Source organism: Luteimonas sp. RC10 (assembly GCF_014192745.1).
Classification (GTDB): domain Bacteria; phylum Pseudomonadota; class Gammaproteobacteria; order Xanthomonadales; family Xanthomonadaceae; genus Luteimonas.
This window is the reverse complement of the sequence record NZ_JACHYJ010000007.1, coordinates 152,296-163,453: the sequence shown is the minus strand read 5'-3', so window position 1 is coordinate 163,453 and position 11,158 is coordinate 152,296. Positions and strand designations below refer to the sequence as shown.

The window sequence follows — 11,158 nt, the reverse complement described above, 5'->3', positions numbered from 1 at the left end:
CATCCCGCCTCACGCATTGCCCCGATGACCGCGACGTTTCCCGTCTCCCCGGAGGCCGATCCCGACCGCAGCGCCGCCCGCCTGGCCTGGGCGCGCCGCGCCAGCGGAGATGCGGCGCTGACGCTCGCCCGCGCGTCGACCGATGCCGGCTTCCGCAGCTACTGGCGCACCCAGGGCGCAGGCGCGGCGCGCATCGTCATGGATTCGCCGCCCGAGCTCGAAGACGTGCGGCCATGGTTGCGCATCCGCACGCTGTTGCGCGAGGCCGGCGTGCGCGTGCCCGAGGTGCTGGCCGAGGACATCGATGCCGGCTTCCTGCTGCTCGAAGATCTGGGGCCGCGCACCTGCCTGGATGGCGTCGACGACGCGAATGCGGAGGCCACCTTCGATGCGGCGTTCGAGCAACTGCTGCGCCTGCAGGCAATCGCCTGCCCGGCGGACCTGCCGACCTACGACGCGGCGATGCTGCAGCGCGAACTCGACCTGTTCGAAGACTGGTTCCTCGGCCGCCACCTCGGTGTGACGCTCGACGCCGACGCGCGCGCCGGCTTGCAGGCCGTGCAGCGGACGCTGATCGAGGCCGTGCTGGCCCAGCCGCAGGGCTTCGTGCACCGCGACTACATGCTGCGCAACCTGATGCCCGACGGCGCGGGCGTGGCGGTGATCGATTTCCAGGGCGCGGTGCGTGGGCCGCTGGCCTACGACCCGGTCAGCCTGTTCCGCGACGCCTTCCGCAGTTGGCCGCCAGCGCGCGTCGATGCCTGGCTCGCGCGCTACCACGCCCGTGCGCGCGCTGCCGGGGTGCCGCTCGATCCCGATCCGGCCGTGTTCGCGCGCCATGCGGACCTCGCCGGGATGCAGCGCCACCTCAAGATCCTCGGCCTGTTCGCACGCTTGCACTACCGCGACGGCAAGCCCCGCTATCTGGCCGATGCGCCGCGCTTCGTCGCGTATCTCGACCAGGTGATCGCGCGCGAGCCGACGCTCGCGCCGCTGGCTGCGATCCTCGACCGCCATGTGCGGCCGCAGCTGGCAACGGCCGCTTCGCCGGAGCTCGTGCGATGACCCAGACCGTGATCCCGCAGCTGCGCATGACCGATGCCGCGCGCAGTCTCGCGTTCTACGCCGCGCTCGGCTTCCGGGTCGACTGGGAGCATCGCTTCGAACCCGGGCTGCCGCTGTTCGCGCAGCTCACCCGCGACGGCCAGACGCTGTTCCTGAGCGGGCACGCCGGCGATGGCGCAGTCGGCGGCGCGGTCTACTTCAAGGTGGCCGACGTCGATGCCTGCGCGCACGCCTTCCAGGCCGCCGGTGTCGCGATCGTGCAACCGCCGCACGACACCGACTGGGGCACGCGCGAGATGCTGCTCGTCGACCCTGACCACAACCGGCTGCGCTTTGCGCAGCATCCCGACTGAGGTTCCCATGATCGACCTGTTCGACGCTCCGCCGCAGCCGGTCGACGGCATCCGCACCGGCATCGGCGGCTGGACCTTCGCGCCGTGGCGCGACAACTTCTACCCCAAGGGCCTGGTCCAGAAGCGCGAGCTCGAGTACGCGAGCCGGCGGCTGACCGCGATCGAGGTCAACGGCACCTTCTACGGCGCACAGAAGCCCGCGACCTACGCTGCGTGGCGTGCGGAGACGCCCGAGGGCTTCGTGTTCTCGCTCAAGGCGCCGCGCCACATCGTCGGCGCGCGCGCACTGGCTGGCACCGGTCCGCGCATCGAGGCGTTCGTCGGTGGCGGCATCGCCGAACTCGGCGACCGACTCGGTCCGCTGCTGTGGCAGTTCGCCCCGAACCGCCGCTTCGATGCCGACGACGTCGAAGCCTTTCTCGCGCGGCTGCCGCGCGAGGTCGACGGCCTGCCGTTGCGCCATGCCGTCGAGGTCCGCCACCCCTCGTTCCAGAGCGCGGCCTGGCTGGCGCTGGCGCGCGCGCATGAAGTCGCCACGGTGTTCACCGATTCGGCCGATTACCCGTCGTTCGCCGACCTGACCGGCGACTTCGTCTACGCCCGGCTGATGTCCAGCCGCGAGGAGCACCCGCAGGGCTACCCCGGCCTGCAACTCGACGCCTGGGCGCAGCGCGCGCGCCAGTGGGCGAAGGGCGGCGCGCCGGCCGACCTGCCCTACGCCGGCGACCGCGACGCCGCCCCGGTCGTGCCGCGCGAGACCTTCGTGTTCTTCATCTCCGCAGCCAAGGCCCGCAACCCGGCGGCCGCGATGGCCCTGCAGCAGCGACTCGAAGCGACCGCATAGCGCCGTTGTCACCTCCCCCGCGTCGCGGGGGAGGTCGGTGCGCGCAGCGCGCCGGGTGGGGGAGATCATCTCCCTGCTTGTGCGAGAAGTAGAGGGCATCGCCTCGACCTGTAGCCCCCACCCAACCCCCCCCCGCAAGCGAGGAGGGCTCGACCGTCGCAGCAGTTCCGCATCCGGACGCTGGCACGCATTGCCGTCACCTCCCCCGCATCGCGGGGGAGGTCGGTGCGCGCAGCGCACCGGGTGGGGGCAGGGGATCATCTCGCCAACTTGCGATTAGAGGCAGAAGACATGGCCTCGACGTCCGGCCCCCACCCAACCCTCCCCCGCAAGCGGAGGAGGGCTTTGATCATGCGGCAGTTCCGCATCCGGACGTCGGCACACTTTTGCCGTCACCTCCCCCGCATCGCGGGGGAGGTCGGTGCGCGCAGCGCGCCGGGTGGGGGCAGGGATCATCTCGCCAACTTGCGATTAGAGGCAGAAGACATGGCCTCGATGTCCGGCCCCCACCCAACCCTCCACCCGTGAAGGGCGCAATGCCCCGCAAGCGGAGGAGGGCTTTGATCATGCGGCAGTTCCGCATCCGGACGCTGGCACGCATTGCCGTCACCTCCCCCGCATCGCGGGGGAGGTCAGTGCGCGCAGCGCACCGGGTGGGGGCAGGGGATCATCTCGCCAACTTGCGATTAGAGGCAGAAGACATGGCCTCGATGTCCGGCCCTCACCCAACCCTCCCCCGCAAGCGGAGGAGGGCTTTGATCATGCGGCAGTTCCTCATCCGGACGTCGGCACACATTTGCCGATACCTGCCCCGCATTGCGGAGAGGGTTTCGATCGTCGTGGCAGCTTGGTGTGCGACGCCGGCACGCTTTTGCCGTCACCTCCCCCGCATCGCGGGGGAGGTCGGTGCGCGCAGCGCACCGGGTGGGGGCAGGGGCCGTGCGCGCATTCGCGTGGCCGCCCCGACCCATCGATGCAGCGCTCAGTCCACCGCAGCCTGGCGTTCGGCCGTCAGCTGGGCTTCGAACGCGGCCTCGGCGGCATCGGCATACGTCGCGCAGGTGGCCGGGCGCGCGCGCTCGAGCGTTGCGCCGTAGCGCAGCCCGCTGAAGTCAGGATGCGGGGTCAGCAACAGGTCGCAGGGCAGGCTGCGCACGCGCGCGAAGCTCGCGCGGTAGGCGTCGACGATGTGCGGATAACGCGGGTTGCCGAGCAGGCGGTAATCCGGCGCGCTGAGGCTGTCGACGTAGGCGATCCGCACGGGCGTGCCATCGTCAGCCCGGTCGGTCCAGGTCCAGCTCATGCTGCCCGGGGTATGGCCGGGGGTGAAATGCACCTGCAGGCGCAGCTCGCCCAGTTCCAGCGTTTCGCCGTCCTGCAGCAGGCGATCGGTGACGACCGGCGGATAGAGAAAGGCATCGCCGTAGTGGAGGTCGTCGCTGCCGCCGCGTGCGAGCAACTGCGCCGATTCCGCATTGGCCACGACCCGGGCACCGGTGGCCCGGCGCAGGGCGGCGAGCGGGCCGACGTGATCGGCATGGGCGTGGCTGAGCACGATGAACTTCAGATCGGGCGGGGCCACGCCGAGGGCGGCCATGTTCGCGAGCAGGTGCTCGGCGGTCTGCGGCATGCCGCCGTCGATCAGGATGGCCCCGGCATCGCCCTTGAGCAGCAGCGCACTCAACTGCGCCGTGCCTATCTGCCAGGTGCCGGCGGCGATGCGCAATGGCGCGACCGGCTGCCGCCAGGCGGCGGGCACCTCGTAGGCGCGCAACTGCGGCAGCGGCTCGGCCGCCTTCGCCGGCAGCGCGCCAAGGCCGCCGAGCACCGCCGTCGTCCACAGCATCCAACCGATCGCGCTTCGCATCATCCACTCCGGTCATTGGGTGTGGACGATTGTCGACAGGCCCTCACGCACGCCACAAGCGCGACGATCTCATCGCAGCCATGAGCGGATTCGATGGCACTCCAGGCGGGGCTCTTTCGTCGGTGACATCGCCACATTCCGAACGTATCAGCCAATGAGCAGTGTCAGCCAGAAGGAAGCGCCGCAGTGATCGCTGTGCGCTGGCACGCGTTGGGTCCGCCGATTCAGGAGCGAAGAGCGCTGCGACACCAATTGTCCAATACGGCTTTTACATTGTCTTGGAGGGTCCCCTGCCGCGTGAAGCCCCAGCAGATGATGGCGCCCTGCCAAACGCTGGTCAGTTGCTGACCCAGCACATCGGCAAGCACCGGATCCCGAGATAGGCGTCGTCCCAATGCGGTGGTCAGCTGCTTGATCCACTGCGCGCCTCGAGCGCGAAGCACCGGGTTACGGAAATCCTCTCCAAGCAGGAGCAGTCCGTCCGAGAACGCCACCTCTCCACCTTCGCGCCTAGTCAGCTGCAAAAGAAGATCCACTGCGCCCGCTGGGTCCGCCGACGCCTGGGCATCGGCGGCACGCGTGGCTTCCTCCAGCTGCGTCCAGGCATGCAACAAGGTCGACTCGACCATGCGCTCCCGCGTGCCAAAGCGCTGCACAAGGGTGGCGGGCGCGAGATCAACACACTGCGCGGCGTGAGCGAACGACAGGCCCGGCCCGTTCTTGCCGATGAGGACGAGGAGTCGATCCATCAACGCTGCGTCCGAGACTTTCTTCGATCTGCCCATTGGTCTAATATAAACGAACGTTCGTTAATAAATAGGTGGCGCGATGGCGCGCATTCTCGGATACATCGCGAGCAGCCTTGACGGCTTCATCGCCTCACCGGGTGACAGGCTCGATTGGCTGGAGCGGTATGAGGGCATGGACCTCGGGGCGCATGACTACAACCTCTTCCTCGGGAGGATCAGGACGGTCGTCATGGGGCGCGGCACATACGACTTTCTTGCTCGGGATCCCGGCTCCTGGCCGTACCCACATCACAGGGTCATTGTCGTCACCTCTGGCGTCATCAACGAGCCCCCAGGGCCGCTCGAAGTCCGTCATGATATTGACGCGCTGATCGCCGAACTCAGAGCGCTCGATGATGGGGATGTCTGGATGCTGGGCGGGGGCAAGCTCCAGATGGCTTTCATGGAACGTGGTGGCCTTGATGAGATCGAGATCTACGTCATGCCCGAGCTTCTGGGAGGCGGCAGTCCATTGTTCCCGGCCGCCGGAGTTCGCCTGAGTCCGACGCTGATCAGCGCAAAGACGCTGGACCGGGGCTGTGTCCGCCTGCACTACACACTTCTCAGCGAATGACGCGTGGAGAGCGGCGTCATAAAGCCGTTCCAAGCCGAGGCGAGTGGAGAACGGCTTGCCATCGGGAATGCTTCGCGCTTCGCCTCATCGCGGGCGTCGTACGCCCGCAGTAGTGGATACCGAGAGCGTCTACCGCGACAGGGGCGTCATCTGGGATGGGCGTGCTCAATCATCGACCGAGAGCACTGTATCTGAGGGGAGTTCAGGATGACGAAGCCCACCGATCGGACGTCAGCAGGACATCCGGAGAGCAGTTCGAGTGACACGACCGCGTCGGCCACAGCAATCCAAGGCCCGAGAGAAGGCGTCATCCTTCTGTCCGGCGGAAATCCGAAGATCGCGAAGGGATACGGTGACGAAGTGGTTCAGGCCTACATCAAAGCGATGCCTGGCTGGAAGCGCCACGTCGGAGAGCTTCTGGACCAGTGCATAGTGCAAGCGGTTCCAGGTGTCGAGAAGGCCGTCAAATGGAACTCGCCGCTTTATGGGATGGAGAAGAACGCCTGGTTTCTCGGATTCCACTGTCTTACGCACTACATCAAGGTCGCCTTCTTTCGCGGAAACGAGCTCGATCCCAAGCCGCCTGGAGGCTCGAAGCAGAAAGATGTCAGGTATCTCGACATCTACGCGAATGACGAGCTGAACGAAGCGCAGTTCATCGACTGGGTGCTCCAGGCCAGCAGGGCTCCAGGCGAGAAGATGTAAGCTGGCCGTCGCACTCGTTGTGCGCCATGCCGGCCTCTCGCCGGAAGCAGACACCGAAGCGTCGTCAGGGACTGCAACCGTCAGAACCGGGCTGCGCTTCTAGATGCGCATCGAAAGGTCTTGCTGCAGATCGATCCACTTCCGCCGCGCGTTGGGCCTGAGCGGCTCACCGGAGAGACGCTTTCGCCGTCGACCCGATGCGGGTCTGCTCAGCCAGATGAACTCTCCGATCAAGTGGAAGCGTTTTGACGCTCGGTCCTGGGCTTTCCTGTCGTTTCCTGCCCAGCGAACGTGACCAAAGGCGCCTGTTCAGAGGGACGCTATCCATGTCTTCAAGCTTTCGGCGAGCGCTGCCGGTGCTTCCAGCGGCACAAGATGACCGGTGCCTTCGAGGACTTCGAGGGTCGCCCCGGGAATGGCTGTGGCAAGCGCCTTTGACTCTTCCAACGACCTGAGCCGATCGTCCTTGGCCGCAACCACCAGGGTCGGACATCTGATCGCTGCGAGAGGGGTGCCTCGTCTGTCTACTGCCCGCTGCCATGCGTACTCTTCTTTCCCAAGTCGGAGACTCATGGCTTGAACGCTGTTGACCAGAGCATCATCGCTTTCGTTCATCAAGCTCAGCGATCTCCTGATTGCTGCGCGGGCGATCCCCTTGAACACCGCTGACGCTTGGCCAACCTCTGACTGGCGCGCGACGGTGTCGTCCTCGCGCGAGGACGAGGCGACAAGGACTACGGCCTTGACCAGGTGAGGGAAGCGGGCCGCGGTCGCTCTGGCGACGTAGCCCCCCATCGAGAATCCAAGGACGATTGATGGCGCCGCAAGTTGCTTGGCCACACCTGTTGCCATGGCATTGATGGTGTCGCCACGCGGAAGTGACAGCGATTGAATCTGCCAGCTTGCTGGCAACAGTTCTATGAAACGGGGCCATAGCGCCTCATCAAGCATGAATCCCGGTAGCAGGACCAATCGCACGGGGCTCCCGTCGGATTGATGCTGCAGTCTGGAACTGAACTCGATCATGGCTTGCTCGGAATGATGATGCGTTGCATGGCCAGTGTCGTTTCGAGGGCGCGCGCTTCATCCGCCCCTCGTGCGAACAGCACGCTGGCTGCGTTCTGCACACAAGGCACGCGCTATTTGTTCGAACTCCCTAGCTCAAAGGTCATGGATCTGAAATCGATCGTCCAATGGTGGAACTGATCGAGTACATCGCCTCCCAGCACGCCGAAGCTGGAGACCTCCGCTTCCGCGCCTTCTGGGATAGTCACTGAAAGGTCTGTCAACGTAGCTCGCTTGCCGTCGATCACGAGATTGGCCGATGGCAGTCGTGCAGCGCGTCGCATGCTGGTGCCGCCCGCGCCTGCAAGCTTCTCATCGTGGATTGTCTGCCCCTGGACGAAGCGGGGATGGCGCAGTGCGAAACGGTAGTTGAGAAACGAGGACGGTGCGCCGCTGTCCAAGTGCAGCGCTGTCTGCACGCCCTCGATTGCCACGTCGACGTACAGCCCGCTGCCCACGATGCGCATGTTCTCATGGGACGAATTCGACCGCGCCTCGGGCTCCGGCACCAACTTGCCATCATGATCGAAGCGTATGCGCTTCAGTTCGCGAAGCACTGGGAAGCCGACGATCGCGGGGATCGAGTACCCGCCCGGCAATGGCATCGAAAGCTGTGCGTCGTCGATGACGAGGAAGGCAACGTTTCGCAGCGAGAGTCCTGCAAAGTCGACGCTGTCCGCGACGCCGATGCGCGTGTGTACACCGTCGCGGGTTGAACTGTCGATGGTGGCCGGCGCTTCGAGCAGGTGAAGCCCCAGTCGCTCTGCCGTCGTGCGGGAGACGACGGACAGTCCAGCGCCTGTGTCCAGAACAGCTTCCTGGGCATGCCCGTTCACATGCACTGTCGCCCTCGACAGGCCAACCTTGTCTCTTGCCGTAAGCACGGACTGGGGGATATAGGCGGCGACCGTCTGACGGGGCGCGTTGGACAGCGCGGCCGCAAGTTCGCTCAGGCGGTGCGCACCTGCGAGCGGACGCGCCGAGGCACCACTTGCCCGGAGGGCCTGTTGCCAATGATGGCCCGCCTCATGCGCCTCGTCGTAGCGGCCATCGGCGAAGAACGCATCAGCCAGCACCGACCACGCACTGGCTCGAGCGGCCGCCGGTACCTGCGGGTCGTCGATGACGGCCCGGGCAAGCGCGGCTGCCTCCTCCGTTCGTAATCGGGCTGCGGCCACACGCACCTTCGCAATCGCATGCCATACCGGAGCGGGCGTGCCCGTGTAGCGCTCCAATGCGAAGACATCTCCAGCTTCGGCGTCGCTCATCAGCTCTTCGATCCCAGTGCTGCGCTGCTCGGCGTCAGGCGGGCTCCAGGCGCGCGCACAGGCCGCTGTTAGCAGCCACGCGACCGCCACCAAGGTGAGGATCCAGACTTGAGTGCGGCACAGGAGGGTGAGGCGCATGGTAGGATCCTTCTGGCAATAAATTATTGTAGGACAGAAATTACTATGCGCGATACAGGTGCTGCAATCGGGGTCATGCGGTTCGCCCGGGGCCTAAGGTGGGCCGCCCTTCTTGCCGGGTCTGCCTATACGTTGGTCACCGCAGTTGCCGTGTTCGCTGGAGCAGGCTGGGGCGGCCGCTTCATTTCTGCCACGGTTGAAGCAGGGGGTCTGCCACGGGAATGGGCGGCTGCACTGGCCCTGCTGCTAGCAGCCATCACGTTGGCCGCAATGCAGCAACTGGCGGGGATGCTGGGGCGGATAGGAAAGGACCGTGTCTTCTCATCGGCAATGATCCGGCGCTTCCGATTCTTCTGCCTGCTCTTTCTGACGATATTGCTTGTGCGCAGCGCGTTGCCCGCCGCTGCAGCATTCCTGCTCGCGATGCAGGCGGGTGCCGGTGCCATTCGTTTGACGTTCGATGGCGGCGACGTCATCACACTGGTCATCGCTGGGCTGCTCTATTTCGTCGCCAGTCTGTTCGAGCAGGCTGCGCGCTGGGAAGAAGACAGCCGCACTATCGTCTAGGAAATGCCATGGGAATCGTCGTGCGTCTGGATGTGATGCTCGCGCTACGCAAGGTGCGATCAAAGGAGCTGGCCAAGGAGATCGGCATCACCGAGTCGAACCTGTCGCTGCTCAAATCGGGCAAGGTGCGAGGCGTGCGCTTTGAAACGCTGGCGGCGATCTGCCGGCACCTTCAATGTCAGCCGGGCGATGTGCTGGCTTTCGATCCCCACACTCCGGATGATTGAGCGCGCGCCACAAGCGCGGCGATCGCATCGCAGCCATGCGCGGATGCGATGGCGGGGGCGCCATCGTGCAGGCCTGGCCTGCAGCGTTGCGACCTAGTCGGCGGGCGGCGTGATCACCTGCGGCGCGTCGGCCGGCGCCGCGCACCAGGCCTCGACGGCGGGTGCGGTGTTCTCGATGCCTTCGCGCTCGGCCAGTTCCCACGGCCGTTCGCAGGTCGCGCTGCGCGCGCACCAGGTGTAGCCGGCCGAGCCGATGCAGCCGTGGGCGTCACGGTCGCCGCCGACCACGGTCGGTGCGGTGGTCGGAGCGGGCGTGGCGGGGGTGGGCGCCTGCGGTGGGCTGCAAGCCGTCAGCAGCAGTCCCAGTAACAGCATCGTGGCCTTATGCATTGGGGTCCCCTGTGTCGGATCGGTTCGAGGCGGCAGGCGTTGCCGTGACCGGCGCGTCGGCGCGGCGCGCGGCGGCGATCGCCGCGATCCGTGCACGCCGCAGCGCCTCGCCGATCGCAGGGCCGGTGAGGCCGTCGGCGGCGAGGTCGCGGGCATTGACCGCGCAGGCAGCGGCGTGGGCGCGACGCAGCTGCGCGCCCTGCGGATAGTCGCTATCGGCGCTGCCCAGGCGCCCGCGCTTGTCGGCCTCGCAGACCAGTGCGAGCTGGTCGATGCGTTCGGGCCGGCGAAACCCGTCGCAGCGCGCGATCAGTTCGTAGAGCGTGGCATCGCGCAGTTCGGCAATGCGGTGCACGTTGAGGTGTTCGCGGCAGGCAACGATCGCCAGTTCGCGATGCGCGGCCGGCACCTTGAGCCGCGCGCACAGCGCCTCGAGCGGACGCACGCCGGCGTGCTCGTGGCCGACATGGCGCGGCAGCCGGTGCGCGGGCGTCAGCGCCTTGCCCAGGTCGTGGGTCAGCGCGGCGAAGCCGATCACATCGTCGCCCGGCGCCAGCCGCGCGGCCATGTCGACGACCAGCTCGATGTGCGCACCGGTATCGACCTCGGGGTGGTACTCGGCGCGCTGCGGCACGCCGTACAGCGCATCGACCTCGGGCAGCACGACCGCGAGCGCGCCGCAGTCGTGCAAGGTGCGTACGAACGCCGACGGCCGCGCTGAGCCCAGGGCGCGGCGCAGTTCCTGCCACACGCGTTCGGGCGTCAACGTGGCCAGTTCGCCGGCCTCGACCATCGCGCGCATCAGCGCCATCGTCTCGTCGGCGACCGTAAAGCCGAGCGGCGCGAACCGGGCCATGAAGCGCGCGGCACGCAGCACCCGCAGCGGATCTTCGGCGAACGCCGGGCCGACGTGGCGCAGCACCCGCGCGTCGAGATCGCGCGCGCCGCCGTAGGGATCGACCAGGCTGCCGTCGGGCCCCTCGGCGATCGCGTTGATCGTGAAGTCGCGACGCTCGAGATCCTGTTCCAGCGTCACCGACGGGTCGGCATCGACGACGAAGCCACGATGGCCGCGTCCGGCCTTGCGCTCGGTGCGCGCCAGCGCGTACTCCTCGCCGGTACGCGGGTGCAGGAACACCGGAAAATCGCGGCCGATCGCGCGAAAGCCCGCCGCTTCCATCGCCGCCTGGGTTTCGCCGACGACGACCCAGTCGCGATCGCCCGCGGGCTGGCCGAGCAGGCGATCGCGCACGGCGCCACCGACGAGATAGGTCTTCATGGGGGACATGGTTCGGGCAATCACCATC

The 11,158-nt window shown here is 66.9% G+C and carries 13 protein-coding genes; 7 read left to right on the top strand and 6 right to left on the bottom strand.

What is annotated here, in order from left to right:
• Positions 1-24 precede the first annotated feature (24 nt).
• Genes FHW73_RS13345 through FHW73_RS13335 form a run of 3 tightly spaced genes read left to right on the top strand, consistent with a single transcriptional unit; the run spans position 25 to position 2,262 of the window.
• A complete protein-coding gene (locus tag FHW73_RS13345; protein WP_183427238.1) occupies positions 25-1,065 on the top strand; it encodes a phosphotransferase in 1,041 nt (346 codons plus the stop codon).
• The gene (locus FHW73_RS13340) at positions 1,062-1,418 is read left to right on the top strand and encodes a VOC family protein (RefSeq protein WP_183427237.1); all 357 of its coding nucleotides are present in this window, start codon (positions 1,062-1,064) and stop codon (positions 1,416-1,418) included. Before FHW73_RS13345 ends, FHW73_RS13340 begins: the two co-directional genes overlap by 4 nt.
• Positions 1,419-1,425: 7 nt before the next feature.
• Positions 1,426-2,262 carry a DUF72 domain-containing protein gene (locus tag FHW73_RS13335; RefSeq protein WP_183427236.1) on the top strand — a complete coding sequence of 279 codons (837 nt, stop codon included), beginning with the start codon at positions 1,426-1,428 and terminating at the stop codon, positions 2,260-2,262.
• A gap of 982 nt (positions 2,263-3,244) precedes the next feature.
• Here the strand turns inward: FHW73_RS13335 and bla are convergent.
• On the bottom strand, positions 3,245-4,108 hold the full coding sequence (gene bla / locus FHW73_RS13330; RefSeq protein WP_255493004.1) for a subclass B3 metallo-beta-lactamase: 864 nt from the start codon (positions 4,106-4,108) through the stop codon (positions 3,245-3,247).
• Positions 4,109-4,353: 245 nt separating this feature from the next.
• Positions 4,354-4,914: a TetR/AcrR family transcriptional regulator gene (locus FHW73_RS13325; protein WP_183427234.1), complete on the bottom strand. Its 561-nt coding sequence runs from the start codon at positions 4,912-4,914 to the stop codon at positions 4,354-4,356.
• Positions 4,915-4,957: 43 nt separating this feature from the next.
• Here FHW73_RS13325 and FHW73_RS13320 point away from each other — a divergent pair, with 43 nt between their 5' ends.
• On the top strand, positions 4,958-5,491 hold the full coding sequence (locus tag FHW73_RS13320) for a dihydrofolate reductase family protein (protein WP_183427233.1): 534 nt from the start codon (positions 4,958-4,960) through the stop codon (positions 5,489-5,491).
• 207 nt (positions 5,492-5,698) lie between these two features.
• Positions 5,699-6,196, top strand: a complete 498-nt coding sequence (locus FHW73_RS13315) for a DUF1801 domain-containing protein (RefSeq protein ID WP_183427232.1) — start codon at positions 5,699-5,701, stop codon at positions 6,194-6,196.
• Positions 6,197-6,505: 309 nt separating this feature from the next.
• On the opposite strand, the gene FHW73_RS13310 is transcribed toward FHW73_RS13315, so the two are convergent.
• Together FHW73_RS13310 and FHW73_RS13305 are read right to left on the bottom strand one after the other, a co-directional pair.
• Positions 6,506-7,222, bottom strand: coding sequence for an alpha/beta hydrolase (locus tag FHW73_RS13310; RefSeq protein WP_183427231.1), 717 nt, complete (start codon positions 7,220-7,222; stop codon positions 6,506-6,508).
• 113 nt (positions 7,223-7,335) lie between these two features.
• Positions 7,336-8,667 (bottom strand): aspartyl protease family protein, encoded by a 1,332-nt coding sequence (locus FHW73_RS13305; protein WP_183427230.1) that lies wholly within the window; start codon positions 8,665-8,667, stop codon positions 7,336-7,338.
• A 45-nt stretch (positions 8,668-8,712) separates the two neighbouring features.
• Here FHW73_RS13305 and FHW73_RS13300 point away from each other — a divergent pair, with 45 nt between their 5' ends.
• Together FHW73_RS13300 and FHW73_RS13295 are read left to right on the top strand one after the other, a co-directional pair.
• A complete protein-coding gene (locus FHW73_RS13300) occupies positions 8,713-9,234 on the top strand; it encodes a DUF2975 domain-containing protein (RefSeq protein ID WP_183427229.1) in 522 nt (173 codons plus the stop codon).
• Between the two features lie 8 nt (positions 9,235-9,242).
• Positions 9,243-9,461 (top strand): helix-turn-helix transcriptional regulator, encoded by a 219-nt coding sequence (locus FHW73_RS13295; protein ID WP_183427228.1) that lies wholly within the window; start codon positions 9,243-9,245, stop codon positions 9,459-9,461.
• A 93-nt stretch (positions 9,462-9,554) separates the two neighbouring features.
• Here FHW73_RS13295 and FHW73_RS13290 read toward each other — a convergent pair whose 3' ends face one another.
• Positions 9,555-9,851: a peptidase gene (locus tag FHW73_RS13290; protein WP_183427227.1), complete on the bottom strand. Its 297-nt coding sequence runs from the start codon at positions 9,849-9,851 to the stop codon at positions 9,555-9,557.
• Positions 9,844-11,130, bottom strand: a complete 1,287-nt coding sequence (locus FHW73_RS13285; RefSeq protein ID WP_183427226.1) for a multifunctional CCA addition/repair protein — start codon at positions 11,128-11,130, stop codon at positions 9,844-9,846. The genes FHW73_RS13290 and FHW73_RS13285 overlap by 8 nt, the downstream gene beginning before the upstream one ends.
• Positions 11,131-11,158 lie beyond the last annotated feature (28 nt).

Coding starts and splice junctions, on each gene's coding strand:
- FHW73_RS13345 (WP_183427238.1), top strand. CDS start 25: ATGACCGCGACGTTTCCCGTCTCCCCGGAGGCCGATCCCGACCGCAGC.
- FHW73_RS13340 (WP_183427237.1), top strand. CDS start 1,062: ATGACCCAGACCGTGATCCCGCAGCTGCGCATGACCGATGCCGCGCGC.
- FHW73_RS13335 (WP_183427236.1), top strand. CDS start 1,426: ATGATCGACCTGTTCGACGCTCCGCCGCAGCCGGTCGACGGCATCCGC.
- bla (WP_255493004.1), bottom strand. CDS start 4,108: ATGCTGTGGACGACGGCGGTGCTCGGCGGCCTTGGCGCGCTGCCGGCG.
- FHW73_RS13325 (WP_183427234.1), bottom strand. CDS start 4,914: ATGGGCAGATCGAAGAAAGTCTCGGACGCAGCGTTGATGGATCGACTC.
- FHW73_RS13320 (WP_183427233.1), top strand. CDS start 4,958: ATGGCGCGCATTCTCGGATACATCGCGAGCAGCCTTGACGGCTTCATC.
- FHW73_RS13315 (WP_183427232.1), top strand. CDS start 5,699: ATGACGAAGCCCACCGATCGGACGTCAGCAGGACATCCGGAGAGCAGT.
- FHW73_RS13310 (WP_183427231.1), bottom strand. CDS start 7,222: ATGATCGAGTTCAGTTCCAGACTGCAGCATCAATCCGACGGGAGCCCC.
- FHW73_RS13305 (WP_183427230.1), bottom strand. CDS start 8,667: ATGCGCCTCACCCTCCTGTGCCGCACTCAAGTCTGGATCCTCACCTTG.
- FHW73_RS13300 (WP_183427229.1), top strand. CDS start 8,713: ATGCGCGATACAGGTGCTGCAATCGGGGTCATGCGGTTCGCCCGGGGC.
- FHW73_RS13295 (WP_183427228.1), top strand. CDS start 9,243: ATGGGAATCGTCGTGCGTCTGGATGTGATGCTCGCGCTACGCAAGGTG.
- FHW73_RS13290 (WP_183427227.1), bottom strand. CDS start 9,851: ATGCATAAGGCCACGATGCTGTTACTGGGACTGCTGCTGACGGCTTGC.
- FHW73_RS13285 (WP_183427226.1), bottom strand. CDS start 11,130: ATGAAGACCTATCTCGTCGGTGGCGCCGTGCGCGATCGCCTGCTCGGC.